Consider the following 26,721-nt stretch of genomic DNA (forward strand, 5'->3'; position numbering starts at 1 on the left):
CTCACGGCCGGCTTGAAGCAGACAGGCTGGCGGCCCGAACGCGCCGTCCCCTCGTCGTGGCCAACCAGATCCCGGCGAACACCGCGACGATGCCGGCCGCGAGATTCCATCGCAGCGGCTCGTTCAGCAGCCAGGCGCCGACCAGCGATGCCGTGATCGGATTGACCGTCACCGAGATCGCCACGCGGGTCGGCGTGGTCCGCTCCAGCGCGAAAGCCCAGAGATAGAAGGTCAGCGCCGCGCCGAAGCCGCCGAGATAAAGCGCCGCGAGCCATTGCGGCGTGCCAAAGTTAGCGACGGGCGCGAAGCTGCCGCGGAAACACGAGAGCAGGATGAGGCAGGCAGCACCCGCTGCCATGCTCATGGTGGTGAAGGCGATTGGGCTGGAGCGCCGGATCAGCGGTTTCGACCAGATGCCGTACAGCGCCATGCACAGCGCGGCCGCCATCATCAGGAGATCGCCACGCCAGGCGCCCGCTGGCGCCGAACTGAGATCGGTGAGGAGCGCGACCGCAACGCCAAGCGTTGCCACCACGACTCCGATCGATTTGCGCCAGCTCAGAGCCTCGCTGCCGAGCGCGGCGCCAATCACGAGCGTCAACAGCGGCAGCGTTGACAGCGCGAGCGCGCCGCGCGCGGCTGTCGTGAAGATCAGCGATGCGTTGAACAGGATCGGAAACAGCGCAAAAAACAGAATGCCGAGCCCGGTGGCAACGGCCCAGTCGCCTCGCTCCGGCCAGCGATCGCCGCGCAACCAGGTCAACGGCAGCAGCAGGAGAAAGCCGATCCCGAACCGGAACGAGCCGATCGCCAGCGGATCGATGCTGGTCACAAGATAGCGGGTGGCACCAATCGAGGTGCCACCCAGCGCACTCGACAGCACCGCAGCCAGAACGCCGAAAATCTCGCCCACAAGCCCTCCCGTCGAGCGCATTGAGGAACAGCATACGGGGGGTGCCGAAACTGGGAATGGAATTTCCGTCATGCTGGGATAACGTTTTGTCATGACCGCGCCCGATCTCGATCCCGATCTGCTCAAGGCCTTTCTCGCCGTCGCCGAGCATCGCTCGTTCACGCGCGCGGCCAGTCAGCTCAACCGGACCCAGTCGGCGGTGAGCGTGCAGATCAGGCGCCTCGAAGAACGGCTCGAGACAAAGCTGTTTCAGCGCAACCGGGCCGGCGTCGTGCCGACCGCCGCAGGCCATGACCTGCGTGCCTATGCGCAGCGCATTCTTGCTCTCCATGCAGAAGCAGTCGGCGCGTTGCGCGCGCGCAAACCGGAGGCCGTCATCCGCCTCGGCGTGATGGACGATTATGGCACGATCGTCATTCCGCCCCTGCTGGCGAGCTTTGCCAGTGAGCGTCCGACCGTCAGGGTCGAGATCGAGACCGGGCTGACCGCGACGATGCCGGCCCGGCTCGGCGAGACCTACGACCTCGTCATCGCCATGCATCCGCAAGGACGTGGCGATGGGGAGCTGTTGCGGCGCGAGCAGGCCGTCTGGGCAGCTGCCGCCGCGTGTCGAGCCACGGCAGAGGACACCATGCCCGTCGCGCTCTATCCGCCCGGCTGCCTGTTCCGCCAATGGGCCGCGGAGGCACTCGATCGCGCTGGCCGGTCATGGCGGCTCGCCTTTGTCAGCCGGACGCTCGCGGCGGTGGAATCGATCGCCGCGCAGGGACTTGCGGTCACCGTGGTCAAGGCCGGCACGTTGCCGTCGCGCCTGCGCCCTCTCGGTGCACGCGATGGCCTGCCGCCGCTGCCCATGGCGGACATCCGTCTCCACCGCGCACGGCACCTATCGCGCCCGGCGGTGCTGCTCGCCGATCATTTGCAGCGTGGCATTTCGGAACCGGCCACCCTATGTTGAGCTGAAGCGTTGCTGCACCGCCGGTTTGGCCAGGTCGTCTGCAAGGCGACAGGCAAAACCGAGCGAGATGCAACGTGAACATTTCCTATTATGACCTCTCGGTGTGGGTGCTGCCGCTGGTGCTCGCCATCACCTTCCATGAGGCCGCGCATGGCTTCGTCGCGCATCGTCTCGGCGACAACACCGCCTGGCAGCTTGGCCGGGTCAGCTTCAATCCGCTCCGCCACATCGATCCGTTCGGCACGCTGATCCTGCCGGCGATGCTGTTGTTTGCGCATTCGCCGTTCCTGTTCGGCTACGCCAAGCCGGTGCCGGTGAATTTTCGCAATCTCAACAATCCAAAGCTGGACATGGTCTGGGTCGCGCTGGCCGGCCCCGTCACCAACATCCTGCTGGCGCTCGCGGCGGGCCTCGCCCTCCATGCGCTGCCCTGGGTACCCGCCAGTTCGGCGCAATGGATCTTCGACAACCTCAAGAATGCGCTGTTGATCAACGCCGTATTGGCGGTCTTCAACATGATGCCGATCCCGCCGCTCGACGGCGGGCGGGTCGCGGTCGGACTGTTGCCCCGGACACTCGCCTTGCCGCTGTCACGGCTCGAGCCGTTCGGCATGATGATCCTGATCGCGCTTCTGATCCTGCTGCCGCTGGCGGGTTCCCAGTTCGGTCTAAATCTTGATGTTATTTCAGCAATACTGCGAACGTTGACCGGTTATGTGATTCAAGCTGTTCTCTTGGCTACCGGCAATGCGTAGTTGAAGGCGTTCCCTTCAAGACCTCGCACTTGAAGATCCCTGAATATCCTGCACTTGAAGACAAAGCCGAAGGGCTAGAGGCCAACTTGGTCAAAGCTGCCGATATGCTGATCGCGCGACGCGCCGACACCCGTGCCCGCGCCGATTTCGCCACGTGGAAGATGATGGCCAAGCTGAATGGGTTGTCGGCGCTGCCTGCGGACGCACAGGGCTTCCTCGACGGCTACAAGAAGCTGCTGGAGCGGATGAGCGAGGGCGAGGCAGCCGAAGCCACCATCGCCGAGGTCTACAAATCCTACTATCTGGAGATGGGCGGCGCCGGGAACCCGCCCGACGTCCGCACGCGGCCGGCCGAGCCGGTGGCGGACAATGTTACCGCCTTCCGGCGCCCGGCCCCCAAGCAGAAAAAGGCCGCCTTGTTCGGGGCGGCGATGTTTGGTGGAACCGAGAAGCGCCCCCTCCCGGTGGCGCTGATCTTCGCCTGCCTTGTCGTGGTCTACGTCTCGATCAAGTTCTACTGGCGCTAGACTGGACGCCGCACTCACCCGCTGCAGGGCTTTACGCGCCGTGACCGAGGGCGCGGCTGATGGCGTCGGCGTGGTGGATCACGATCTTCGCAACCCGCCCCACATCACTCGGCGGTGTCTTCCACGCCGCGCCACTGACGCTGACGGCGGCGAATACGCGTCCGGACAAGTCGCGGATCGGAGCCGCTACGCAATTCAAGCCCGGCTGATGCTCGGCCTGGTCGATCGAGTAGCCGCGGCTGCGCGTCAACTCCAATTCCTGTCGCAGCACGGCGGGATCAGTGATGGTGGTGTCGGTGAAGCGGGCGAGCCCTTCGGCAAGAAACGTGTCGAGCACGGCGTCGGGTTGATACGCGAGGATCGCCTTGCCGACGCTGGTGCAGTGGGCCGGCGCGGATTCCAGGAACGCACCTGAGGTCGCGTCGATCTGCGACTCCGATTTGCCGATGACCACCGCATGGCGTCCGTCGAACACCGCGAGATGAACAACCTGCCCGGTCAGGCGGCCGAGCGCCTCGACATAAGGCCGCGCCTCGCGGTGCAGGTCCATGTTGGCGAGCACCGTGTTGCCAAGTTCGTACAGCTTCAGACCCAGGCGATAGCGGTCGCGATTGCGATCTTGATCGAGCAGTCCGGCCTCGCGCATCGACGACAACAGCCGATGGGTCGTACTGCGGGGATAGCCGGTGCGCTGGCATATCTCGGCAAGCGAGAGCGCACGTGCGGTGCGCGAGAACACGTGGAGGACGCGCACCACCTTGACGAGGGATTTCAGGCCTTCGTCCGGGCGCGTGGTGGTCGGGGGTCGATCGATGCGGTTCAAGATGATCACCTGTTCCGGAATACGGGATATTATCATCATATACGGGATACAACAGCGAAATATTCTAAATTGTCCCGTATACCGGGATTCTATTCCGAATATCGGTTGACACAGATGATCACCCCGCCAACACTGGGCGCATTCAAGAAGTCAAAACCGGACGGACAAACCGTTCTGGAGGAAGCGCTCGACCACCGCCCTCTCCCGATCCGGGGCGACCCGCGATCAGAACGGCAAGAGCGCTCACTTCCAGGTCTGACCCGATCCGCGATCAAAGGAGCGCACTGTGTCCACAGCCGTACTTGAGAAGCCCAAAACCACCAATCTCCGCGACGTTCTGACCGGCATCCTGCCGCCCTTCACCATGCCGTTTGACCGGCACGGCGAGATCGTGTTCTCCGCGATCAAGGAGCAGGTGAATTTCGCGATCGAGAAAGGCGTGAACGGAATCGTGGTCGGCGGCAGCACTGGCGAAGGCCACACGCTCGGCGCCGACGAATTCACCAGGGTCATGCATGCGAGCCACGACGCCCTCGGCGGCCGCAAGCCCCTCATCGTCGGGCTGATCGTCAACAGCACCCGGGAAGCGATCGAGCGCATGCGGGCGCTACGCGATCTCAACATCGGCGCTCTGCAGATCACGCCGGTGCACTATCTGTTCAAGCCGAGCGCCGAGAACACGGTCGAGCATTTCCGCGCGATCTACGAGGAAACCGGCATTCCGATCTTGATCTACAACGTCATCCCCTGGAACTATCTCAGCGTCGAGCTGATGCTTCGCGTGATGCGCGAGGTGCCGGGTGTCGTCGGCATGAAGCAGAGCTCCGGCGATCTCAAATCGGTCTCCGATCTCATGGGCAGCGTCGCGCCCGGCAACGTCGTGCTGAGCGGCATCGACGCCCTGCTCTATCCTTCGTTCGCTCTCGGCGCTCATGGTGCGATCAGCGCACTGACTGCCGCGCTGCCCGCCACATGCGTCAAGCTATGGAAGGCCGTGCAGGCCAAGGATCACGACACCGCGCTCGACATTCACAACAAACTCAACAAGCTCTGGAATGTGCTGCGACACGACAATCTGCCGGCCTGCGTGAAGTACATCCAGCATCGCCAGGGGCTCGGCCTGTTCTATCCGCGCGCACCGATGGATGACGTGAGCGACGAGCAGAAGAAGGTGATTGACCAGGCCCTCAAGAGCCTCGACATCTAGATTAGCGCGCATTGCGCGCGGCTCGCTTCGACCCGACGCCAAAATCGAACATCGCCTCGACTGCCCCTCGCGGGCAGACGAGAGCGGCTGTCCGATCGAAACGAAGCGATCGGGCTAGCCGCCCGTGCATTGAAACAAGCAAGACATCAGGGGAGGAAAACATGAGTGAACAAAATCTCGTCGCGGATGGAGCGATCGACATACCTGCGCGCGGCCGCTCGAAGCTTGCGACCGTCGTGGGATCGAGCCTCGTCGGCACCACGATCGAATTCTACGACTTCTTCATCTACGGGACGGCAGCCGCACTGGTATTTCCGCGGGTGTTCTTTCCGACGCTGTCACCCTATGCCGGCATCATGGCGGCCTATGCGACGCTCGCAATCCCGTTCCTGACACGCCCGCTCGGCGCCGTCGTGTTCGGACATTTCGGCGATCGCTTCGGCCGGAAGGCGACGTTGGTCACCTCGCTCGCGATCATGGGCCTGTCGACCTTCGCGATCGGGCTGGTGCCGAGCTACGACAGCATCGGGCTATTCGCTCCGGCCATCATCATTCTGCTGCGCCTCCTACAGGGCTTCGCCATCGGCGGCGAATGGGGCGGTGCCGCCACGATGATCGTGGAATATGCCCCTGCCAACCGGCGCGGCTTCTTCGGAACATTCGTCCAGCTTGGCAACGTCATCGGCCTCTTTACATCGACGCTGGTGTTTGCCCTCCTGCCGCAGGACAGCCTTAGCGGCGACGGCTGGCGGGTGCCATTCCTGATCAGCATCCTGCTGCTGGCGGTCGGCTCCTTCATTCGCAGCAAGGTCGATGAGAGCCCGGTGTTCGAGGCTGCGGCGCAAAAACCGCAAGCAGCGCGGCGCGCGCCGATCATGGAGATCTTGCGCAACGGCAAGAAGCCGGTGCTGATCGCCATGGGCATGCGCACCGGCGAAATCATCCTCGGCTGGCTCGTCATCGGCTTCCTGCTGTCCTATGCCACGCGCACGGTCGGCCTCACCTCCCAGCACGTGCTGATCGCGTTGCTCGCGGCCAGCGGCCTCGGCATCGTAACCGTACCGATGTTCGGTGCGCTCTCGGACAGGATCGGCCGGCGTCCTGTCTATCTCTTCGGTGCCTGCCTCGCCGCGGTATTCGCCTTCCCGCTGTTCTGGATGATCAATACCGCCAATCCGGTGCTGTTCTTCATGGCCATCGTGTTCGGCTATGCCGTGGCGCTGGCAGCGATGTTCGCGGTGCAGCCGGCGTTCTTCTCGGAAAGCTTCTCCACCGGCGTCCGCTACACGGGCATTTCGCTCGGCTTCCAACTTGCCAATATCATTGGCGGATTGACGCCGATGATCGCTACGTTCCTCGTGGCGCAGGCCAACGGCGCTTCCTGGCCGATCTCGATATTCCTCATGACGGGCTGTGCGATTACGGCCGGCTGCGTGCTCGCAACGACGGAGACGGCAGGACGAAGGTTGAGCTGACACGTCCGGGACCGAGCCCGACCGCCGAATGGCAAAAGCATCGCCGTCCGAAATTGGGGGGCGATGCTTTCCGACCTTCGGAGATGATCTCTGCGCCGCCTCCCGGTGGCGCTGATCTTCGCCTGCCTTGTCGTGGTTCTACTGGCGCTGACGGCCACACGGCCTATTTTGACGGCTTCTTGAAATTCACCGGCAGACTGAAGGCGAACTGATCGTCCGTGAGTTCCGCCGGCGGTACCGGCACGGGATCCGAGCGGCGGACCATGGAGATGGCCTCGCTGTCGAAGGCCGGATCGCCCGAGGACTCCGCCACGTCAACGGACACGACATTGCCGCGGCGGTTCAGGACCAGGCTGAGCTTGACCGTCGTCGTTTTGCTCTTGTCCTTCGGATAGCGCTTGTGCAGCTCGAAATAGGCACTGATCCGCTTGCCCCATTCGGCCGTCAGCTTGCGGAGGTCCTTGCCGATGCCCTGGTTGGGCGCAGCCGCCTTCTCGTCCTCCCGCGCGTCTTCGTTCAAGGCCTGCCTCGCCGATTCCTGGGCGTTCGGCATCTCCTCGACCGCCTGGGTCTCGACCTTGGCCACCTTCGTGGTGTCCTCGACCGGCTTCTTGGAGTCGTTCTCGGTGACGAGGCGGTCCGGGTCTTCGGCTTCCTGAGGGATTTCCTTCGGCAGATCGGTCTCGTGGACCTCGGCCTGCTGCTGCATCTGCTGCGGCTGGAACTGGGAGGCTTCGCTGTCCGGGCCCGGCGGCAGATCCGTCTCGGGGAGTTTTGGCGAGGTCATCTCGACGGCGTATTCCGCGCCGTTGGCGCCGAGGCCATCGTTGCCGTCGTCCGCACGCAAATTGGCGAGCGCCAGCGCGGCCCCGCCAAGATGCAGGCCGATCGCGGCAATAGCGGCCAGGATCCACAGCCGCCGGGATGGTTTTGTGTCGATCACAGGGTCGGACATCGCGCTGCCGTCAGGGTTGGACCGCCCCTTGCGTCGGCCCAGCCGCCGCAGGAGGTGCTTCGAGCGCCACCAGCTTGATCCGAGAATAGCCGCCGGACCGCAGGATTTCCATGACGCCCATCAACTCGCCGTAAGGCACGGCCTTGTCGGCGCGCAGGAACACGTATTTGTCCTTGCTCATGTCCGCGATCCCGTCGAGCGAGCTGACCAGGTCGGTCCGCTTGACGGTGTTCTCGCCGATCGCCAGCGTCAGATCGGGCTTGATGCTGACATAGGTCGGCTTGTCCGGCTTCTTCTGCGGCGTCGCACTCGAGGTCGGCAAATCGATCGGCAGATCGACCGTCGACAGCGGAGCCGCGACCATGAAGATGATCAGCAGCACCAGGATAACGTCGATGAATGGCGTGACGTTGATGTCATGCGTTTCCGAGAAGTCGTCGTCGTCATCGTTGTCGGTGAGCGAAACAGCCATGGCCTACTCCGCCGCGCGAGAGTGCGTGCTGCCATGGCTGCGATCGAGATCGCGCGACAACAGCCGGGCGGCCGCACCCGAGGCGCGGCTGACGAGTTCGAGATAGCTCTTCGTCACGCGCGAGAAGTGATTGTAGATGATGACCGCGGGGATCGCCGCGACCAGGCCGATGGCGGTGGCGAGCAGCGCCTCGGCGATGCCGGGCGCGACCACCGCGAGGTTGGTGGTCTGCGACTTCGAGATGCCGATGAAGCTGTTCATGATACCCCACACGGTGCCGAACAGGCCGACGAAGGGCGACGTCGAGCCGATGGTCGCGAGGATGCCCATGCCGATGCGGATGCGCCGCGCCTCGGCGCGCACGATCTCGGCAAAGCTCGATGCCGCACGCTCCTTGATACCGGTATCGCTGGAAATTCCAGCCGACATCCGCGCCTCGCGCAGAGCTGCGGCGATGAAGGATGGCAACATGCCCTGCTTCGTGCCGAGCGCCATCTGCGCTTCCGCGAGCGACCGCGCCTCCGCGGTCTTCTTGAGCGCCGAACGAAGCTTGGCGGAAGCGACCGACAGTTCGATCGACTTGGCGATGAGGACCGTCCAGGTCACGAGCGATGCGAAGGCGAGCCCGATCATCACCGCCTTCACGATGATGTCCGCCGACATGAACATCACCCAGGGCGACAATTCCTTCATGGCCGGCGCGATGCCGGCCTTCTGCGCAGCGCCACCCGCTTCAGAAGCCGGGACCACGGCAGCTTCGGTGGCGCTGGGCGCGGCGGCCGCAGGCGATGCCGCCACGGGGGCGGCCGTCGACGGCGCGGCCGCGGCAATCGCACTTGGCTGTGCCGCGACTGCGGGAGCCGCCGGGGCCTGCTGAGCCGCCACAGGTGCCGGCGCCGCAACGGGCCGTGCCGGCGCCCCCGGCTGGGCTTGTGTCTGGGCAGAAACAGGGGCTGCGAGCCAGGTGGCCGTCAGCAGCACGGCTGCAGCGAGGCTTGCTTGGAAAGATGTGATCTTCATACTTCGGCCCAGGTGCGAATGAGGTTGTGATAGATACCCGTCAATTTGACCGTTTCGGGATCGTCACGCCCGAGTCGTGCCATCAGCGCCTGAATGGCGGTGTCGAGGTCAAAGATCATGCTGCGGGCTTGATTGTCCCGTATCATGCTCTGGAGCCAGAAGAAAGACGCAACCCTCGCCCCCCTGGTCACCGGAGTGACCAGATGCAGGCTGGACGAGGGATAGAGCACGCAGTCCCCGGCTGGCAACTTGACTTCGTGCGAACCGTAGGCGTCCTCGATCACAAGTTCGCCACCGTCGTAATCCTCGGGCTCGCTGAGGAACAGCGTGACCGAAAGATCCGTACGGATGCGAAGGCCGGTCAGCCGGTCGCCGCGGATCGCGTTATCGACATGCAGGCCGAAATGATGGCCGCTGTCGGCCGCATAGCGGTTGAACAGCGGCGGAAAGATCTGGAGCGGGATGGCGGCCGCCAGAAATCGCGGGTTCGCTGTCAACGCCGAGATGATGCGATGGCCGAGCTTGCGCGCGATCTCGCTATCCGGCGGCAACTGTTCGTTGCGCTTGACCATTGCTGACTGCGCGCCCGCGGTGGAACGGCCGTCCTCCCAATCGCTGGCGTCAATGATGCGGCGGAACTCCGCCACATTATCCTTGCTCAGGACGCCTTCTATGCATGTCAGCATCGCACCTCGTCATCTCTCCATCAGTAGCGCGCGGAGATCGTCAGATAAGCGGCACGTCCAGGTGCTTCCAGCACGAAGGGCGCAGCGCTCTGGTACAGCGCGTCATAGTAGCGCTTGTCGAAGATGTTGTTCACGGCCAACTTCAACCGCCAGTTCTTGTTGATATTCGCCTCTGCGAACGCGTCAAATCGCCAGTAGCTCGGGATCGACGTGCCCTGGTTGGCCGCAAGCAAGGTGCCGCCATAGATTTGCGAGCGGTACACGGCCTGGCCGCCCAGTTCCCAAATATCGTTGAACTGGTACTTCGAGAGCAAGCTGAACGACTGATGCGCGATGTTGGCGAGCGGCCGGCCGACATTCGTCGGATAAAGCGCAAGGTTGGGCGACGGCGCCAGCGACTTGGTCACTTCCGATTGCATCAACACGAGGCCGCCGAAAAGGCTCCATTTGTCGGTGATGTTGCCGCTCACGCCGAGATCGATACCGCGAATGCGGTAGGCGGCGCCGGCAGTGATGCAGGATACGGTGGTCGCGGGAGCCACGGGAGCGTAGATGCAGCCAAGTGGCGCTGCGGTAGCCGCACTACCGATGTTCTGCGCCTCGCGCGCGTTTTCCTTCTCGGTCTGGAACAGCGCCGCCGTTACCAACAGATGACGATCGAACAGCTCCCACTTCGTTCCGAGCTCGATCGCCTTGTTCTTCTCCGGCCCGAAGATCTGGGTGTTGCCGCCTGCCAAAGTCGGATTGATGCCACCATAGGCCGTGCTGGTGCCGTCGAATTCGGCGCCGACAGGATTCGAAGACGTGGCATAGGCCACGTAGACGCTGCCGTTCGGCAAAGGCTTCAACGTGAGCCCGAGATTGAAGCTCGGGATCAGGAACTCCGCGGACTGCTGACCGAAGGCGCCAGCCGTCGAGTATCCAGATGTCTTGAGGCTGTAGTTGTCGTAGCGAAAACCGCCGTTGAGGATCAGCAGATCGCGGTAATTGGCGGTATCAACGACGTATCCGCTCGTGGTGTCGATGCCGATCTTGGTCGGCCTGCCTGTGAGGCCAGCCGGGATCGGGAACGGATTGTCTGTGGCTTGCGGGTAAAACACGCTGACGCCGGACGTCGATCCGGTGCCGGTGAAAGGCGTCGTCCCCGTCGTGATCTCGGAGCCAAGGCCCGTGTAGCTATCAATCGACGATCGTTCTCTGTCATATTCGATGCCGCCAAGCAGGGTGTGCTTGAAGCCGGCGACATCATTGAACTTGTAGGTCGCTTCGGTCTGGTTGGCGAACACGTCGGTCGCCTGGTAGCGACTTTGCGGGTTGGCAGAGAGCGTATAGGCCGTAAACGGATCTCCCGGGGCGAGCTTCGGCGACTCCGGGAGCGTGCCGATATAATTCTGTGTCGACTGCGACTCCCGAATCTTGTTGCTGAGCATCAGGTCGGGCGTGATCTGGACCTCGGCGTTGACTGTGCCGATGTCCTGGCCGGTTCTATAGAAGTCGCGATTAACGAAACCGTAGAAATTGTTGCGGTTGACGCCAAAGTCCGGGAACGGACCACCGGAGGTCGACGTAGCGCTCGGCCGATAGTACGGTACGCCAAAATCCGGAATACCGGTCAATTCGGTGTGGATGTAGTTGCTCGTGATCTTGATCGCATCGGTCGGCTTCCAGGTGGTCGCCACGAACGCACCGTCGCGGTTGTCGGTAACCCTGTCCCGTCCGGCGACCTTGGCATCCTGAAACAGGCCGACTGCGCGAATTGCGAATGTCGGATCGACGACCTGGTTGACGTCCAGCGTGACACGTTTGGTCTGATCGGTGCCAAACGTGGTGTCCGCGTTGTAGAAGCTCCCCTCCGTCGTGGCCTGCTTGGTGACGATGTTGATCGCGCCGCCTGCCGTGCCGCGGCCGGCGAAAGACGACGCCGGCCCGCGCAGGATCTCGACCTGCTCGGTGAAGAAGTTTTCGCGAACGCTGACGCCAGCGTCCCGCATGCCGTCGATGAAGATGTCGTTACGCGCATCGAAGCCGCGAATGAAGAAACGATCACCGAAGGCATTACCGCCCTCGCCGGTGCCGAGCGTGACGCCCGCGGTGCTCAGGATCGCCTGCTTCAACGACGTGGCGCCCTTGTCTTCCAGCACCTCCTTCGACAGCACCGTCACCGAGCGCGCCGTATCGACCAGCTTCTCCGGAAATTTCCCGGAGGCCTGCATGTGATCGACCTTGTAAGGCGCGGCGGGATCCGCATAGGGATCGCGGTCGGGAGCACCAGGGCTCGGGTTGGCCGCTGGCGCGGCTGCAGCCTGCTGACGCTGCGCGGCACGGCGCAGCGCGTTGCGGGCGCGGACCTGATCGGGTGTCGGTTTCGCTGCGGCGGAGCGCGGCCGCTCTTTCGGCGCATCGACGTTCACCGGGGGCAGATTGGTTTGCTGGGCCTGCGCTCCGCTTGAGACGGACGCAACGGCGATCAAGCCTGCAACAGTGGAAACCGTCTTGCCGGTTGTGACATCGAAACTGCTGCCCAATGAAGTCCGTGCCGCGGTCGAACGCAACGACCGCGGAGTCCTCGCCATTCCCATCCTACGCCCCATTCCATTTCTGTACCGTGTCGCATTGCGACAATGCGACACGGTGGTCGTATCGAGCGGGGCAAAGGGGGTCAACGCAGTCACGGCAATAGCCACTTTGAATCGGTCCAGATCAAAACGATTCTAAACTCGAGTTTGAAATCGTTCTAAGTTCGAGTTTGTAAGCGTTCTAAACTGGGTCCCGATGTTTGTCCTTGCGATGCCGGGGTCTTGCACATCGCAATCGGCGGCAGACGCAGTGGGACACCTGCCGTGGCAGGCATCCCGGGTTTGGATCGGCGCAATCAGAACTTCATCAGAACTTGGCCGTCGTGATCAGGTAGAACGCCCGCCCCGGCGCGACCGCGACGAACGGCACGGCGCTGCGATAGAGCGTATCGTAGTAGAGCTTGTTGGTGAGGTTCTGCGCGTAGAACTTCATGGTCCAGTTCTTGTCGATCTTCTTCTCGACGAACGCATCGAAGCGCCAGTAGCTCGGCAGCTCGTTGCCGGTGTTCGCCGCAAACGTGCCGCCATAGACCTTGGAGCGGTACACTGCCTGCCCACCCAGCTCCCAGCCGTCGTCGAACTTGTACTTGGTCAGCATGCTGAACGACTGATGCGCGACGTTGGCAAGCTGCAGGCCGAGATTGGAGGCGATGTTGCTCTGCGTGACCTTGGACTGCATCAACACCAGGCCGCCGAAGATGCTCCAGCGATCGGTGATCTTGCCCTCGGCCTCGATGTCGATGCCCTGGATCTTGTAGGCCGCGCCCGAGGTGAGGATCCCCGCAGCGTTGGTCTCGCGCGCATTGTCCTTCGTGGTCTGGAACAGCGCCGCAGTGACCAGCAAATGACGATCGGCGAGCTCCCACTTGGTGCCGAGTTCGGCTGCCTTGTTACGCTCGGGCCCAAGCAGAACGGTCGTGTTGGCGGGAACGCCACCGTAATCGGTGCCGGTCGCGTCAAGCTCCGATCCGAACGGATTGGCCGAGGTCGCATAGGCGGCGTAGATGCTGCCGATCGACATCGGCTTGTAGACCAGGCCGAAATTGTAATTGACCAGATCGGAGTTCAATTTCAGATAGGCCGCGTTGGTCGACGAGCTCATGTTGTAGCCGTCGTAGCGGATGCCACCGTTGACGATGATGGTGTCCTGCCAGTTCGCGGTGTCCATGACATAGACGCTGCTGGTGTTGACGCCATAGCGGGTCGGGTTACCCGTCAGCGACGGCGTGCCGAAGCCACCGACATAAGTGGACTGAGGAGCGTAGAGATTGATCCCCGAGCGAGCCCCGTTGCTCGTGAAGCCGGAGCCGGCCAGCTCCGAAGCGAGACCCGAGTAACGGTCGATCGAGACGTTCTCGTTGGTGTATTCGACGCCGAACACCGCGGTGTGCTTGACCCCGCCGGTGTCGAGCTTGAACGTGGCCTCGTTCTGATTGGCCCACACGTCGACGGTCTGGTAGCGGCTCTGCGCGCTCGCCGTCGTGGTCCAGAGCAGCGGATTGATGTTGGTCGTCACCGGGTTCTGCGGCAGCGTGCCGATATAGTTGAGCAGCGAATGCTCGCCGCGCACCTTGCTGCTGAGCGTAACGGCCTCGTTGACCTTGTACTCCGCGGTGGCCGTGCCGAAATCCTGCCGCGCGGTCTGGAAGTCGCGGTTGAGGAAGCCGTACCAGGTCCCGCGCGGAATGCCGGCCGACGTCACCGGGACGTTGCCCTGCTTGTAATAGGGCACGCCGAAATCGGGCAGACCGCTGAGATCGGTGTGGACGTAGTTCGTCGTGATCTTGATGTCGTTGGTGGGCGTGTACTTGGTCGACAGGAACGTGCCCCAGCGATCGTCGGTCACGTAGTTGCGGCCGGCGACATTGGCGTCCTGGAACAGGCCGCCGGTGCGCACCACGAAGGTCGGGTCGATCACCTGGTTGACGTCGAGCGTAACGCGCTTGGTCCTGTCGGTGCCGAACTCGGTGTCCATCCGCTTGAAGTTGACGTCGCCGGCCTGCTTGGTGACGATGTTGATGGCGCCGCCGGCGGTGCCGCGGCCGGCATAGGACGATGCCGGTCCGCGCAAAATCTCGATCTGCTCGGTGAAGAAGTTCTCGCGGATCGACACCGCGGGATCGCGGATGCCGTCGATGAAGACGTCGTTGCGCGCATCGAAGCCGCGGATGAAGAAGCGGTCACCGAAAGCGTTGCCGCCCTCGCCCGATCCCAGCGTCACGCCGGCGGTCGAGCGCCCGACCTCCTTCAGGGTCGTCGCGTTCTTGTCCTCGAGCACTTCCTTGCTGAGCACCGTGATCGTCTTCGGCGTGTTCAGCATCGGCTCGGGAAACTTGCCGGAAGCCTGGACGTGATCAATCTTGTAGGGCGCGGCCGGATCGGCATAGGGATCGCGATCGACGGCGCCGGCCGGCGCCGGTGCGGCGGCGGCAGCCTGCTGCTGCGCCTGCTGGCGCTGCGCGGCGCGGCGAAGCGCATTGCGGGCACGGACCTGCTCCGGCGTTGGCTTCGAGGCCGCCGGACGCGAACGCTCGACGGGCGCATCGACATTCACCGGCGGCAGGCTCGATTGCTGCGCTTGCGCGCCGCTCGACACCGACGCCACCGCAATCAACCCGGCGACGGCCGACACCGCCTTGCCGGAATTGCCATCGAGTTCAAATGAATTTCTTGCCGCGATCGCACGCAACGATCGCGGAGCTACCGCCAGCCCCATTCCAACGCACCCCATTTATGGATCGTCGATTGCGCAACATGCGCGACGAACGATGATGCGGTGCTATCGATCGCGAAAAATCAGGTCAATGCGAGGAGGCCTGCGCGACCACTTGAATCGCTCTAGTTCAAATCGATTCTAATATTGCGAATTTGAAATTGCCGAAATGTCGCGCGACACATTGAAGCAGTCAAACCCAACAGCGCTGGTCTTCGCGCATCATTTGCGCAGCCGTCAGTCGCTGCTCGGCGGCTTCATCAGCGAGAACAATTCATCGACGGTGCGCTGCGCGGTCGCGCGCACGCGATCGCTGTTGTCCATGCCGGCGATGTTGACGCCGTTGACGACGGCTTTGATCTCGTCGCGGAAGTCGGTGAGAAAGCGCAGGGGATCGCGCTGTTCGTTGGCGACGCGCGCGATCAACCCCGTGATCAGAATCTGACACGCGATCAGCTTGCCGTTCAGCTCGTCCATCATGTGCTCCATTTGTGGCGGGCCATATGAACGACGCTGATTTTCCTGACAACCGAAACGGCATGCGACCGGTTTAGAACCGTCCTAAGTGCGATCAATCCGACGCCCCGGATATGCGCCCGCTCCCACTTGCCCGCCGGCGCGTATGCTGAGCGTTCACGCGGTCCGCGAGCACTGTCCAGCTTTTGCACTTTGTCGGCCTGAATCGGGAAAATGCAGCACTGCACACCGAGGCATCACCAGGTTGCCTACGGGATGCAAAGCTTTCCAATTGTTTAGGATTCTCAGCCGATAGTGCTGTTTACACTGGAACTTGGCGTGTATTATACAACGGCGCCGGGAACTTGTTTGCTGGCGCTGCACTTCGTTCCTTTGGGCATACAAGCCGATACGAATAGCTATGAAAAAGTCACGGCCGATCCTGTGGATTGTCATCATCGCAGCTGTGGCCGGAGGCGGCTATTACGGCTGGCAGCGATTCTCGGCATCTGAGGCCGCGAAGGCCCAGGCCGCGCAGAAGGCGGCGCCGCGGGTCGCCGCCGTGCCCGTGAGCATCGCGCCGGTCCAGAAGGCCGACTTCCCGGTCTTCCTGACCGGCCTCGGCACCGTGCAGGGCTTCAACACCGTACAAGTCCGGACCCGGGTGGACGGCCAGATCGACAAGGTCGCCTTCACCGAAGGCCAAATGGTCAACCAAGGCGATTTGCTGGTCGAGATCGATCCGCGCCCGTTCCAGGCCGCCCTCGATCAGGCCAAGGCCAAAAAGTCGCAGGACGAAGCCAATCTCGCCAACGCCAATCTCGATCTGCAGCGCTACACCAAGCTCGGTGAATTCGCGACGCGGCAGCAGACCGATACGCAGCGCTCCACCGTTGCCCAGCTCACCGCCCAGATCGCCGCCGACGAAGCCGCGATCGCCAACGCCCAGACCCAGCTCGACTACACCCAGGTCAAATCGCCGATCACCGGCGTTGCCGGCCTGCGCCAGGTCGACATCGGCAACATCGTCAACGCCTCGAGCCAGACCGGCGTCGTCACCATCGCGCAAGTCGAGCCGATCACGGTGATCTTCACCGCGCCGGAAGACCAGCTGCCCTATATCAGCGAGGGCCAGAAGTCCGGTGAGCTCAAGGTGATCGCGTTCACCACCGACGGCAAGAAGACGCTGGCGGAGGGTAAGCTCGCCGTCATCAACAACCAGGTAGATACGACCAGCGGGACTATTCGGCTCAAGGCGGTGTTCGCCAACAAGGAACACACGCTGTGGCCGGGGCAATCGGTGTCGACCCGCCTGTTGGTGCGGACCTTGAAGGATGCGACCATCGTCCCCGATGACGCGGTGCTGCATTCGACCGACGGCCTCTACGCCTATACCGTCAGTCAGGACAACAAGGCCGAGGTTCGCAAGATCAAGGTCAACTACTCCATCGACGGACGTTCGGTCATCGATGGAGGGCTGACCCCCGGCCAGCAGGTGATCACCGGCGGTCAATACAAGGTCCAGCCCGGCAGCCTCGTTTCGACGGCCGTGGCGAGCACGGATCCGGTTCAGAAAAACAAGGTTCAGTAGGAATGACCGAAGGCGGGATTTCGGCACCTTTCATCCGTTATCCCATCGGCACATCGCTGCTGATGGCCGGCATTCTTTTTGTCGGTCTCGTCGCCTATCCCCTGCTGCCGGTCGCCCCGCTGCCGCAGGTGGACTTCCCGACCATCCAGATCACGGCCAATTTGCCGGGCGGCAGCCCGGAGACGATGGCCTCGTCGGTCGCGCAGCCGCTGGAGCGCCAGTTCGCCCAGATTCCCGGCATCGCGCAGATGACCTCGACGAGCTATCTGGGCACGGCCTCGATCACCATCCAGTTCGACCTCAACCGCAGCATCGACGGCGCCGCCAACGACGTGCAGGGCGCCATCAACGCCGCCAGCGGCCAGTTGCCGAAAAACCTGCCCTCACCACCGACCTATCGCAAGGTGAACCCGGCGGACTCGCCGATCCTGCTGCTGTCGGCGACGTCGGACACGCTGCCGCTGACCACCGTAAGCGACTCGATCGATGCCCAGCTCGCGCAGCAGATCAGCCAGATCTCCGGCGTTGCGCAGGTGTTCATCGGCGGCCAGCAGAAGCCGTCCGTCCGTGTCCAGATCGATCCGGGCAAGCTCGTCGCCAAGGGCCTGTCGCTGGAAGACGTACGCAGCGCGATCGCCATCACCACGGTCGACAGCCCCAAGGGCAATATCGACGGCGACAAGCGAGCCTACACGATCTACGCTAATGACCAATTGTTGCAGTCCAAGGACTGGAACGACGTCATCATCGCCTACCGCAACGGCGGCCCCTTGCGGATCAAGGACATCGGCCAGGCGGTCACCGGTCCCGAGGACGCCAAGCAGGCGGCCTGGGCCAATGGCAAGCGCGGCGTGTTCCTGGTCGTGTTCAAACAGCCGGGCGCGAACGTCATCGAGACCGTCGACCGGATCAAGGCGACCCTGCCCCGCCTCGTCGCGGCGATCCCGCCCGCGGTCAAGATCGAGGTCATCAGCGACCGCACCACCACCATCCGCGCCGCGGTCGAGGACGTGCAATTCACGCTGCTCCTGACCATCGCGCTGGTGGTCATGGTCATCTTCGTCTTCCTGCGCAGCTTCTGGGCGACGGTTATTCCCACCATCACGGTTCCGCTGGCGCTATTGGGCGCGTGTGCCCTGATGTGGGTGTTCGGCTATTCGCTCGACAATCTGTCGCTGATGGCGCTCACGATCGCGGTCGGATTCGTCGTCGACGACGCCATCGTGATGCTGGAGAACATCACGCGCTATATCGAGGAAGGCGACAAGCCGCTCGCCGCCGCCTTCAGAGGCTCCAAGGAAATCGGCTTCACCATCGTGTCGATCTCCATCTCGCTGGTCGCGGTGCTGATCCCGCTGCTGCTGATGGGCGGCATCATCGGTCGCCTGTTCCGCGAATTTGCGGTCGTGCTGGCGATGACGATCTTCGTCTCGATGTTCGTGTCGCTGACCCTGACGCCGATGATGGCTTCGCGCTTCCTGCGCTCGCACAGCGAAGTGACCCACGGCAAGTTCTACCAGTGGAGCGAGCGCGCGTTCGACGCGATGCTGCGCGGGTATGAATACATACTCGACCACGCCATGGCCTGGCGGCGCACCACGCTCGTGATCTTCTTCGCCACGCTCGCTTTGTCGGTCTATCTCTTCATCCTGATCCCGAAGGGCTTCTTTCCGCAGCAGGACGTCGGCCTGATCACCGCGACCTCGGAAGCCTCCCAGGACATCTCCTTCGCCGAGATGCAGCGCCGTCAGGTCGAGCTCGGCAAGATCGTGATGGAGGATCCCGATATCGCCTCGTCCGCGATGAACATCGGCGGCAGCGGCCGCGCCGGCAATAACGGCAACATGTTCATCACGCTGAAGCCACGCAACGAGCGCAGCGCGTCAGCGCAGCAGATCATCACGCGGCTGCGTCCCAAGCTCGAGAAGGTCGCCGGCGCCCGCCTCTATATGCAGGCGGCCCAGGACGTTCGCCTCGGTGGCCGTCCGACCCGCACGCAGTTCGAGTTCACCCTGCAGGACGCCGATCTCGGCGAGCTCAATACGTGGGCGCCGAAGATTCTCGCCAAGATGCAGACGCTGCCGGAACTGCGCGACGTCGCGACCGACCAGCAGACCCAGGGCACCACGGTCCAGCTCAAGATCAACCGCGACACCGCCTCGCGCTACGGCATCCAGCCGCAACTGATCGACGACACGCTCTATGACGCGTTCGGCCAGCGCCAGGTCGCCCAGTACTTCACGCAGCTCAACAGCTATCACGTGATCCTGGAAATCCTGCCGGAGATGCAGGGCAACCTGGATTCGCTGAACAAGCTCTACCTGAAATCACCGCTGACCGGCGACCAGGTGCCGCTGTCGACCTTCGCGACCTGGTCCACTGATCCGGTCCGCTCGCTCTCGATCAGCCATCAGGGCCAATTCCCGGCGATCACGATCAGCTTCAACCTTGCGCAGGGCGTCGCGCTCGGCCAGGCCACCGAGGCTGTGCAGAAGGCGATGGCCGATCTCGGCGCGCCCGCGACGCTGAACTCGAGCTTCCAGGGCACCGCGCAGGCGTTCCAGCAGTCGCTCGGCACCGTGCCGCTCCTGATCCTCGCAGCGCTCGTCGTGGTCTATCTGATCCTCGGCATCCTCTACGAGAGCTACATTCATCCGATCACGATTCTGTCGACCCTGCCCTCGGCCGGCGTCGGCGCGCTCGCGATCCTGATGGCGGCCGGCTTCGAATTCAGCCTCATTGCCTTGATCGGAGTCATTCTGCTGATCGGCATCGTGAAGAAGAACGGCATCATGATGGTCGACTTCGCCATCGCCGCCGAACGCGAAGGCAAGACGCCGGAGGAATCGATCCGGCAGGCCGCGCTGCTCCGCTTCCGCCCGATCATGATGACCACGATGGCCGCGCTGCTCGGCGGCGTGCCGCTGATGCTCGGCCACGGCACCGGCGCCGAAATCCGCCAGCCGCTCGGCTATGCCATGGTCGGCGGCCTGATCGTCAGCCAGGCGCTGACGCTGTTCACCACGCCGGTGGTCTATCTCTATCTCGACAAGTTCTCGAACCTGTTCAAGAGCCACTCGGCCGAGGACGAAGGGCACGAGGCGACCGGGCACGGCACCGTCAAGGAAGCCGCCGAGTAAGCTTGCGCCGCGGCTTCTGCGACGCTACAGCGAGGCCCTCGGTTCACGCCAACGCGGTCTCGCCATGCCCATGCAATCCAGACTTGCCGCTCTCGCCGCCGCTGTCCTGTTGTCGACGGGCGCCACCTATGCCCAGCAGAGCGCCAAGAAGAACGCAGCTTCCCCTGCCCCGGCCGCCGCACAACCCGCGCCCGCGCCGACCCAGCCACAGGCCGGCGAAGGCGCTCCGGCGCAGCCCGGCTGGATCGCGCGCTGCACCAGCGCGAGCCGCGACGCGCCGCTCGAATGCGCGATCGAGCAGAACGCGGTCCTGACCAAAACCGGCCAGACCATCGTGTTGATCAATATCCGCATCGCCCCCGACACCCGCACGCCGATTGCCCTGCTCCAGCTTCCGCTCGGCCTCAACCTGCCGGTGGGTGCCAAGCTTCAGGTCGACGAGGGCAAGACGGTCGATCTCCAGATCCAGACCTGCGAAAACCGCGGCTGCTACGCTTCGACGCCGATCGCGCCGGACCTGCTTGCGAGCCTGAAGTCGGGCAAGCAGTTGAAGGTCTCTTTCCAGAACATGGCCAAGGAGACGATCGCGATCCCGATGCCGCTGAACGATTTCGCCGCGGCCTACGACAAGATCAAGTAAGGCGCGGTTGCCCCTTACTGCCGCGCTTAGTCACCCCACTCCCAGATACGCCTTCTGCACCTGCGGATCCTCGGCCAGCGCGGCAGCCGTACCCGACAGCACGCTCTTGCCGACCTGAAGCACGGTGGCGAAGTCCGAGACTTCCAGTGCCAACTCGATCGATTGCTCGGCCAGCAGGATGGTCAGGCCTTCGCGATGCAGGCGATCAAACGTTTCGTACATGGACTCGACCACCGCCGGCGCGAGGCCGAGCGAGGGCTCGTCCAGCATCAGGAGTTTTGGGTCACTCATCAGCGCGCGACCGACCGCGAGCATCTGCCGCTCACCGCCGGACATGGTGCCGGCACGCTGGTTGCGGCGTTCCTTCAGCCGCGGAAAAATCTCGTAGACGCGCTCGAGCAGCGCGGCCTGGCACGATTTGTCGTGCAGCGGCGTCGCGCCGAGCATGAGGTTGTTCTCGACGCTCTGCTGCACGAACAGCCGCCAGCCCTCCGGCGACAGCGCCAGTCCCTTGCGCACGATCGCAAAGGCCTTTTGGCCGGCGATGTCCTCGCCGCGAAAGGTGATCGTTCCTGAATGTACGGGGATGAGGCCGGCGATCGCATTCAGCGTCGTGGTCTTGCCGCCGCCATTGGAGCCGAGCAGCGCGACGACGCTGCCCTCGGGCACCTCCAGCGAGACGTCTGAGACGCCGATGAGGTCGCCGTAGCGCACCTCGAGATGCTCGATCCTGAGCAATGCTCCGCTCATAGGTCCGGCCCGCCCATCAGCTCGACCGGTGTGTGGCCGGCGGCCGCCTTCGCGGCACGTTTGCCGAGATAGGCTTCGATCACAGCCGGGTTGGACGTGACCTCGCGCGGCGAGCCGCGGGCGATCTCCTTGCCCTGGTGAAACACCATCACCCGGCTCGCGAGCGACATGATCACTTCCATGATGTGCTCGACGATGACGAGCGTGATGCCGGAACGATGGATGTCGCGAACGAGATCGATCGCGAGCTTCACCTCATGCGCGTTGAGCCCGGCCATGGCCTCGTCAAGCAGCAGCACCTTCGGCTCGGTCGCGAGCGCACGAGCGATCTCCAGCCGCTTGCGTCCGGGCGTGCCGAGCGAGCGCGCCGGTGCGTCCGCAAGCCGGCTCATGCCCACGCGCTCCAGCACGGCGCGCGCCTTGGTCTCGGCTTCCTTGCGATGCGAAGCCCGCAGGAACGCACCGATCATGACGTTTTCCAGCACTGTCATGCCCTCGAACGTCTGCGGCACCTGGAAGGTGCGGGCAAGCCCGAGCCCGGCGCGCAGTTCCGGCGCGAAATCGGTAATGTCGCGTCCTTCGAACAGGACGCGGCCGGAGGTAGTCTTGAGATCGCCGGTCAGGCAATTGAAGAAGGTCGACTTGCCCGCGCCGTTCGGGCCGATCAGGCCGAGAATGTCACCCTGCTCCAGCGTCACGGAAGCATCGTCCACCGCCTTGAAGCTGCCGAACGCCTTGGTAATCCCGCGGGCTTCAAGGAGCATGGCCAGCTCCCGTGTCGGATGTCGGTTTCCTGCGCCGCGTGAACAGGCTGAGCAGGCCACCGGGCTGGAAGCGCGCGATCAGCACGATGATCGCGCCATAAAGCACGAAGGTGAGGCCTGCGCCCTTGCCGCCGAGCCAGCTGTTGGAGATTTCTTCCAATGGCACGAGGATCGCCGCGCCCACCAGCGGCCCGAACAGAAGCCCCGCCCCGCCAAGCGCCGCCATGATCAGGATTTTCACCGAGATCAGGATGCCGAAGCCTGATTCGGGATCGACAAAGCCGAACATCATCGCATAGAGCGCGCCGGAGACGCTGGTGAATGCCGCGCTCAGCATATAGGCGTAAAGCTTGGTGCGGCTCGCGGGTGCGCCGAGCGAGCGCGCGGCGCGCTCGGAATCCTTGATCGCACGCAGGTAAAAGCCCATCCGGCTGTTGGTCATCCACCAGGTGATGAACAGCGTGATCGCGAGGATGACGAGGAAGAGATAGTAGTACGGCAGCGACGACAGGAACGAGAGATCGAAGATGTTGCGCGGAACGGTCGGGCCCGAGAGGCCGACCGCCGCGCCCAGCCAGTCGGTGTTGGTGACGATCAACCGCATCGTCTCGGCGACTGCGATCGTCGCCATGCTGAAATAATGGCCCGACAGCCGCAGCGTCGGCACGCCGATGATCGCGGCGAGCCCCACCGCGATCACGATGCCGCCGGGAATGCCCAGCAGCGGCGACAGTCCGAACTTGGCGTAGGACCCCATGGCGGCATAGGCACCGCAGCCGAAGAACACGACATGGCCGACCGAGACCTGGCCGGCATAGCCGCCGACGATGTTCCAGGCCGACGCCGCGATCGCGTAGAGCAGCACCAGCGCGCCAAGGCGCTGCTGGAACGGCGAGGACAGGAGCAACGGGTAAGCAATCGCAACGGCCACGACGACCGAAAGCCAGATCAGGCGCCGCATCACATCTTCCCCATCAGGCCCTGTGGCCGAAACCAGAGGAAGAACAGGAACAGGACATAGACGACAATGTCCTTGTAGACCGCACCGATGAGATAGCCGGACAGCGACTCGATCACGCCGATCAGAAGGCCCGCGACCAGCGCGCCGGGCACACTGCCAAAGCCGCCGAGCGATACCGTGACGAAGGCGACGATGCTGAGCGTCTCGCCGACCGTCGGCACGATGTAGAAGAAGTTCGCGACCAGCGCACCGGCAAGCCCCGTGGCGCCGGCTGCGATCGCCCAGGCGATCGCCTGCATGGTGTCGGGCCTGATCCCCATCAGCTGCGCCGCAGTCTGGTCCTCCGCCACCGCCAGCATCTTCGAGCCGAGCGAGGTACGCGTCAGCAACAGATGCAGGCCGAGCGTCACCAGCAACGCGACGACGCCGGCCAGCAGCCGCGAGGCTTCGATGCGCAAGCCCGCAAACGCATAGGTGCCGCCGACGATATCCTGCGGCATCGACAGGAAATTGGCGCCGAACCACCAGAACACGGAATAACGTAGCAAGAGCGCGAGCCCGAAGGTGCCGAGGATCTGCGCCAGCATCGGCCCCTTCATGATGTCGCGGATCAGGGCGAAATAGACGACGACGCCGACGGTTGCGAGCACCAGCGTTGCGAGCGGCGCGCCGAGGATCGGCCCGCCTCCCATCAGGGTGTAGACGACATAGGCGACATACATGCCGAGCATGACGAAATCGCCATGCGCGAAATTGACGATGTTCATCATGCCCCACACCAGCGTGAGGCCGGAGGAAAACAGGGCGTAGACGGCGCCAAGCAGAAGCCCGCCGACGATCACCTGTACGAGGACAAAGGACATGAGCCGCGCTGCTCTGATCAAATCATTTGGGGACAGGCGGGGCGCGCGGTCCCGCCTTCAAAAAATCTCACCAGCCCTTGTAGGGCAGCGCCGGCGGCTTTTCGGCATTCGCCTTTGGCCACACCGAGACGTAGTTCTCGCCGTCCTGAAGCTGAATGATCGCGCCGGACGCCAGGATGTTCTGGCCCTTGTCGTCGAACTTCACGCCCTTGTAGCCGATCATGAGCTGGTCGGCCTTCAGGTCCGTCGCCTTCAATGCGGCCTGGACTTTTGCCGGATCGGTCGAGCCAGCGCGGTCGATGGCGTCGGCCAGCACGAAGAAGCCCTGCATCTGGCGAGCGACCGTGTCGTCCATCTCCTCGCCGCTCTTCTTCTTGTACATGTCGGCGATGACGGCCGACGCCGAGCCCGGCGGGCCGACGACCCAGGACGAGCGGTTGAAGACGCCCTGCGAAATCTTGCCGACCGCCTTGATGAAGGACGGGTCGGAATAGCCGGCATCGTCGGCAAGCAGGATCGCCGGCTTGTAGTCGAGCGACTGCATGGTCTTGGCGAACAGGATCGCATCCGACGTGTAGCTGATCATGATGATCACGTCGGGCTTCTTGTCCTTGAGCTGGAGCACCTGGCCCTGCACGTCGGTGGCATTGACGGGATAGGCGACGTCGAGCGCGACCGGCTGCCCCTTCTCCTTGAAGGCGGCGCTGATCGTGTTGGCGACCGAGGTGCCGTATTCGGTGTTGTCATGGACCAGCGCGATCGCGTCGGTCTTGGCGCCGGTCGCCTTCATGTCGGCGAGGAAATCAACGTAGATCCTGGCGAAATCCGTCGCGATCGGCGTGGTGCGGAAGAACCATTTGAAGCCCCGCTCGGTGAGATTGGCAGCGACCGATTCCGAATTCAGGAAGGGAATGCCGTATTTCTCGGCGATCGCGCTCGAGGTCAGCGTCACGCCGGATTGATACGAGCCGAACACGGCCGCGACCTTGTCCTCCGTGATCAGCCGCAGCGCCTGGTTCTGTCCCGTCGCCGGGTTGCCCTGGTTGTCGGCGAACACCGCCTCGATCTTGGCGCCGCCGAGGCCGGCAAGGCCTGCGTTCTTGGCCGACGGCAGATTGCCGAGCTCGGGATGTGGGTTGTTGATGATGTCCATGGCGACTTCGATGGCCGCCTTGGCATGCGCGCCGATCGAGGCGGTGCCACCCGACATCGGCATGATGACGCCGATCTTGACCACCTTGTCCTCGGCACGCGCGCCGGCGGCGAGCACAAGGGACATCGCGGCCGCGCAAAGCAGCCCCGTGACGTGCTTCAATGTCATGAAATCAGACCTCCCAAAGGGTTTCCCCAACCAGGATTTTTTGGAAAGCTTGGGCGAACGCCCGCTTCCGTTTGATTATGCCTGGCGAAGAGAGGATGGCATGCCAGCGGGACACCGGCAAGGTGAAACGGATTGCGACGATGCCGCACAAGGAAGCACCAATTGCGCAACGTGGGCGCGGCACGCGTTCTATCTGTCGTCGTTTATTGCAAGCGAAACAACTGCTGCGGCGCGCCGGCAGGCGACTCTTGGCTCAGGTAAGCCCGGCGTCCTTCAAGCTCTTGCGCAGATGGGCGATCCCCTTCTTGGCATAGGTCAGCGGATGCGCCTTCTGCGGATCCTGCTCCGCCTCGACGACAACCCAACCTGAATAGCCCGGCAGCGCGCGGAAGACCGAGGGATAATCGACCATGCCGTCACCGGGCACGGTGTAGACACCGAGATCGCTGCCCTGCCCCAACACGGCATCGAGGAAGCTCCAATCCTCGCGGCGCGCCTGCTCCATCACCGCCTGACGCACATCCTTGGCGTGGACATGGCTGATGCGGGCGCGGTAGCGCCGGGCCAGCGCAGCGGGATCGGCACCGCCCCAAGTGGCGTGGCCGGTGTCGAGCAGGAGATGAGCCGCCTCGCCGGTCGCCGCCATGAAGGCGTCGATATCATCAGCGCTCTCCACGATGGTGCCGATGTGATGATGGTAGACCAGCCTGACGCCCTCGGCGAGCGTGCGCTCCGCCACCTCTGTGATGCGGCGGCCGAACTCCGCCCAGTCGTCCGCCTTCATGACCGGCCGCTGCGACAGCGGCTTGCTGCGATCGCCATGGATCGCATTCGAGGTCTCGGCAAAGACCAGCACGGTCGATCCCATCGCCTTCAACAGATCGAGATGCGGACGCAGACGCCGCATCTCCTCATCGGCGTCGCGCCTCAAAAGCTCCGCCGAATACCAGCCGGAGATGCAGGCCATATCGAACGGCGCGAGCGCAGCCTTCAGCGCTTGCGGCTCGCGCGGAAATTTGTGGCCAAGCTCCATGCCCTCGAAGCCCGCCTCGCGCGCTTCAGCCAGGCAGGTCTCGAGCGGCGTCTTGCCGCCAATCTCCTGCAGATCGTCGTTCGACCAGCCGATGGGGTTGGCGCCGATACGGATTGGCATGT

23 protein-coding genes are annotated in these 26,721 nt (G+C 63.5%); 8 read left to right on the plus strand and 15 right to left on the minus strand.

The window, feature by feature from the left end:
- Position 1 precedes the first annotated feature (1 nt).
- Positions 2 to 913, minus strand: a complete 912-nt coding sequence (locus K3F49_RS09990; protein WP_234680762.1) for a DMT family transporter — start codon at positions 911 to 913, stop codon at positions 2 to 4.
- Between the two features lie 91 nt (positions 914 to 1,004).
- On the opposite strand from K3F49_RS09990, the gene K3F49_RS09995 reads away from it, so the two are divergent.
- The 3 genes from K3F49_RS09995 to K3F49_RS10005 all read left to right on the plus strand — a co-directional run bounded on the left by K3F49_RS09995 (position 1,005) and on the right by K3F49_RS10005 (position 3,153).
- Entirely contained in the window at positions 1,005 to 1,871 is an 867-nt protein-coding gene (locus K3F49_RS09995) for a LysR family transcriptional regulator (protein ID WP_234680763.1), read from the plus strand.
- A gap of 74 nt (positions 1,872 to 1,945) precedes the next feature.
- The gene (locus K3F49_RS10000; protein ID WP_234680764.1) at positions 1,946 to 2,626 is read left to right on the plus strand and encodes a site-2 protease family protein; all 681 of its coding nucleotides are present in this window, start codon (positions 1,946 to 1,948) and stop codon (positions 2,624 to 2,626) included.
- Positions 2,627 to 2,730: 104 nt separating this feature from the next.
- On the plus strand, positions 2,731 to 3,153 hold the full coding sequence (locus tag K3F49_RS10005) for a hypothetical protein (protein WP_234681411.1): 423 nt from the start codon (positions 2,731 to 2,733) through the stop codon (positions 3,151 to 3,153).
- A 31-nt stretch (positions 3,154 to 3,184) separates the two neighbouring features.
- Here K3F49_RS10005 and K3F49_RS10010 read toward each other — a convergent pair whose 3' ends face one another.
- The gene (locus K3F49_RS10010; RefSeq protein ID WP_234680765.1) at positions 3,185 to 3,976 is read right to left on the minus strand and encodes an IclR family transcriptional regulator; all 792 of its coding nucleotides are present in this window, start codon (positions 3,974 to 3,976) and stop codon (positions 3,185 to 3,187) included.
- A gap of 286 nt (positions 3,977 to 4,262) precedes the next feature.
- Here K3F49_RS10010 and K3F49_RS10015 point away from each other — a divergent pair, with 286 nt between their 5' ends.
- Positions 4,263 to 5,183: a dihydrodipicolinate synthase family protein gene (locus K3F49_RS10015; RefSeq protein WP_234680766.1), complete on the plus strand. Its 921-nt coding sequence runs from the start codon at positions 4,263 to 4,265 to the stop codon at positions 5,181 to 5,183.
- A gap of 161 nt (positions 5,184 to 5,344) precedes the next feature.
- Entirely contained in the window at positions 5,345 to 6,658 is a 1,314-nt protein-coding gene (locus K3F49_RS10020) for an MFS transporter (protein WP_234680767.1), read from the plus strand.
- 163 nt (positions 6,659 to 6,821) lie between these two features.
- Here K3F49_RS10020 and K3F49_RS10025 read toward each other — a convergent pair whose 3' ends face one another.
- The 7 genes from K3F49_RS10025 to K3F49_RS10055 form a co-directional block, all read right to left on the minus strand.
- Positions 6,822 to 7,613, minus strand: coding sequence for a cell envelope integrity protein TolA (locus K3F49_RS10025; protein WP_234680768.1), 792 nt, complete (start codon positions 7,611 to 7,613; stop codon positions 6,822 to 6,824).
- Between the two features lie 10 nt (positions 7,614 to 7,623).
- A complete protein-coding gene (gene exbD, locus K3F49_RS10030) occupies positions 7,624 to 8,085 on the minus strand; it encodes a TonB system transport protein ExbD (RefSeq protein WP_234680769.1) in 462 nt (153 codons plus the stop codon).
- Between the two features lie 3 nt (positions 8,086 to 8,088).
- A complete protein-coding gene (gene exbB / locus K3F49_RS10035) occupies positions 8,089 to 9,105 on the minus strand; it encodes a tonB-system energizer ExbB (protein WP_234680770.1) in 1,017 nt (338 codons plus the stop codon).
- Positions 9,102 to 9,791: a Fe2+-dependent dioxygenase gene (locus K3F49_RS10040; protein ID WP_234680771.1), complete on the minus strand. Its 690-nt coding sequence runs from the start codon at positions 9,789 to 9,791 to the stop codon at positions 9,102 to 9,104. Before K3F49_RS10040 ends, exbB begins: the two co-directional genes overlap by 4 nt.
- A gap of 20 nt (positions 9,792 to 9,811) precedes the next feature.
- Positions 9,812 to 12,370, minus strand: coding sequence for a TonB-dependent receptor (locus tag K3F49_RS10045; RefSeq protein ID WP_234680772.1), 2,559 nt, complete (start codon positions 12,368 to 12,370; stop codon positions 9,812 to 9,814).
- Between the two features lie 304 nt (positions 12,371 to 12,674).
- Positions 12,675 to 15,083: a TonB-dependent receptor gene (locus tag K3F49_RS10050; protein WP_234680773.1), complete on the minus strand. Its 2,409-nt coding sequence runs from the start codon at positions 15,081 to 15,083 to the stop codon at positions 12,675 to 12,677.
- Positions 15,084 to 15,317: 234 nt separating this feature from the next.
- Positions 15,318 to 15,557, minus strand: a complete 240-nt coding sequence (locus K3F49_RS10055; protein ID WP_148771452.1) for a hypothetical protein — start codon at positions 15,555 to 15,557, stop codon at positions 15,318 to 15,320.
- Between the two features lie 400 nt (positions 15,558 to 15,957).
- Here K3F49_RS10055 and K3F49_RS10060 point away from each other — a divergent pair, with 400 nt between their 5' ends.
- The 3 genes from K3F49_RS10060 to K3F49_RS10070 all read left to right on the plus strand — a co-directional run bounded on the left by K3F49_RS10060 (position 15,958) and on the right by K3F49_RS10070 (position 20,907).
- Positions 15,958 to 17,127 carry an efflux RND transporter periplasmic adaptor subunit gene (locus K3F49_RS10060; RefSeq protein WP_234680774.1) on the plus strand — a complete coding sequence of 390 codons (1,170 nt, stop codon included), beginning with the start codon at positions 15,958 to 15,960 and terminating at the stop codon, positions 17,125 to 17,127.
- A gap of 2 nt (positions 17,128 to 17,129) precedes the next feature.
- A complete protein-coding gene (locus tag K3F49_RS10065; RefSeq protein WP_234680775.1) occupies positions 17,130 to 20,267 on the plus strand; it encodes an efflux RND transporter permease subunit in 3,138 nt (1,045 codons plus the stop codon).
- A gap of 64 nt (positions 20,268 to 20,331) precedes the next feature.
- The gene (locus tag K3F49_RS10070; RefSeq protein WP_234680776.1) at positions 20,332 to 20,907 is read left to right on the plus strand and encodes an invasion associated locus B family protein; all 576 of its coding nucleotides are present in this window, start codon (positions 20,332 to 20,334) and stop codon (positions 20,905 to 20,907) included.
- 30 nt (positions 20,908 to 20,937) lie between these two features.
- On the opposite strand, the gene K3F49_RS10075 is transcribed toward K3F49_RS10070, so the two are convergent.
- The 6 genes from K3F49_RS10075 to iolE all read right to left on the minus strand — a co-directional run bounded on the left by K3F49_RS10075 (position 20,938) and on the right by iolE (position 26,719).
- The gene (locus tag K3F49_RS10075; RefSeq protein WP_234680777.1) at positions 20,938 to 21,657 is read right to left on the minus strand and encodes an ABC transporter ATP-binding protein; all 720 of its coding nucleotides are present in this window, start codon (positions 21,655 to 21,657) and stop codon (positions 20,938 to 20,940) included.
- Positions 21,654 to 22,421: an ABC transporter ATP-binding protein gene (locus K3F49_RS10080; RefSeq protein ID WP_234680778.1), complete on the minus strand. Its 768-nt coding sequence runs from the start codon at positions 22,419 to 22,421 to the stop codon at positions 21,654 to 21,656. Before K3F49_RS10080 ends, K3F49_RS10075 begins: the two co-directional genes overlap by 4 nt.
- Complete coding sequence (locus K3F49_RS10085; RefSeq protein ID WP_234680779.1) at positions 22,411 to 23,382, minus strand: branched-chain amino acid ABC transporter permease; 972 nt, start codon at positions 23,380 to 23,382, stop codon at positions 22,411 to 22,413. Before K3F49_RS10085 ends, K3F49_RS10080 begins: the two co-directional genes overlap by 11 nt.
- Positions 23,382 to 24,245: a branched-chain amino acid ABC transporter permease gene (locus K3F49_RS10090; RefSeq protein WP_234680780.1), complete on the minus strand. Its 864-nt coding sequence runs from the start codon at positions 24,243 to 24,245 to the stop codon at positions 23,382 to 23,384. Before K3F49_RS10090 ends, K3F49_RS10085 begins: the two co-directional genes overlap by 1 nt.
- A gap of 67 nt (positions 24,246 to 24,312) precedes the next feature.
- Positions 24,313 to 25,566, minus strand: a complete 1,254-nt coding sequence (locus tag K3F49_RS10095; protein WP_234680781.1) for an ABC transporter substrate-binding protein — start codon at positions 25,564 to 25,566, stop codon at positions 24,313 to 24,315.
- A gap of 253 nt (positions 25,567 to 25,819) precedes the next feature.
- A complete protein-coding gene (iolE, locus tag K3F49_RS10100; RefSeq protein WP_234680782.1) occupies positions 25,820 to 26,719 on the minus strand; it encodes a myo-inosose-2 dehydratase in 900 nt (299 codons plus the stop codon).
- Positions 26,720 to 26,721: the final 2 nt, after the last annotated feature.

This window comes from Bradyrhizobium monzae (assembly GCF_021458635.1).
In the GTDB taxonomy this organism is placed as follows: Bacteria; Pseudomonadota; Alphaproteobacteria; order Rhizobiales; family Xanthobacteraceae; genus Bradyrhizobium.

Coding starts and splice junctions, on each gene's coding strand:
- iolE (WP_234680782.1), bottom strand. CDS start 26,719: ATGCCAATCCGTATCGGCGCCAACCCCATCGGCTGGTCGAACGACGAT.
- exbB (WP_234680770.1), bottom strand. CDS start 9,105: ATGAAGATCACATCTTTCCAAGCAAGCCTCGCTGCAGCCGTGCTGCTG.
- K3F49_RS10005 (WP_234681411.1), top strand. CDS start 2,731: ATGCTGATCGCGCGACGCGCCGACACCCGTGCCCGCGCCGATTTCGCC.
- K3F49_RS10025 (WP_234680768.1), bottom strand. CDS start 7,613: ATGTCCGACCCTGTGATCGACACAAAACCATCCCGGCGGCTGTGGATC.
- K3F49_RS10075 (WP_234680777.1), bottom strand. CDS start 21,657: ATGAGCGGAGCATTGCTCAGGATCGAGCATCTCGAGGTGCGCTACGGC.
- K3F49_RS10045 (WP_234680772.1), bottom strand. CDS start 12,370: ATGGGAATGGCGAGGACTCCGCGGTCGTTGCGTTCGACCGCGGCACGG.
- K3F49_RS10070 (WP_234680776.1), top strand. CDS start 20,332: ATGCCCATGCAATCCAGACTTGCCGCTCTCGCCGCCGCTGTCCTGTTG.
- K3F49_RS10050 (WP_234680773.1), bottom strand. CDS start 15,083: ATGGGGCTGGCGGTAGCTCCGCGATCGTTGCGTGCGATCGCGGCAAGA.
- K3F49_RS10020 (WP_234680767.1), top strand. CDS start 5,345: ATGAGTGAACAAAATCTCGTCGCGGATGGAGCGATCGACATACCTGCG.
- K3F49_RS10080 (WP_234680778.1), bottom strand. CDS start 22,421: ATGCTCCTTGAAGCCCGCGGGATTACCAAGGCGTTCGGCAGCTTCAAG.
- K3F49_RS09995 (WP_234680763.1), top strand. CDS start 1,005: ATGACCGCGCCCGATCTCGATCCCGATCTGCTCAAGGCCTTTCTCGCC.
- exbD (WP_234680769.1), bottom strand. CDS start 8,085: ATGGCTGTTTCGCTCACCGACAACGATGACGACGACGACTTCTCGGAA.
- K3F49_RS10085 (WP_234680779.1), bottom strand. CDS start 23,382: ATGCGGCGCCTGATCTGGCTTTCGGTCGTCGTGGCCGTTGCGATTGCT.
- K3F49_RS10065 (WP_234680775.1), top strand. CDS start 17,130: ATGACCGAAGGCGGGATTTCGGCACCTTTCATCCGTTATCCCATCGGC.
- K3F49_RS10060 (WP_234680774.1), top strand. CDS start 15,958: ATGAAAAAGTCACGGCCGATCCTGTGGATTGTCATCATCGCAGCTGTG.
- K3F49_RS10040 (WP_234680771.1), bottom strand. CDS start 9,791: ATGCTGACATGCATAGAAGGCGTCCTGAGCAAGGATAATGTGGCGGAG.
- K3F49_RS10055 (WP_148771452.1), bottom strand. CDS start 15,557: ATGGACGAGCTGAACGGCAAGCTGATCGCGTGTCAGATTCTGATCACG.
- K3F49_RS10090 (WP_234680780.1), bottom strand. CDS start 24,245: ATGTCCTTTGTCCTCGTACAGGTGATCGTCGGCGGGCTTCTGCTTGGC.
- K3F49_RS10095 (WP_234680781.1), bottom strand. CDS start 25,566: ATGACATTGAAGCACGTCACGGGGCTGCTTTGCGCGGCCGCGATGTCC.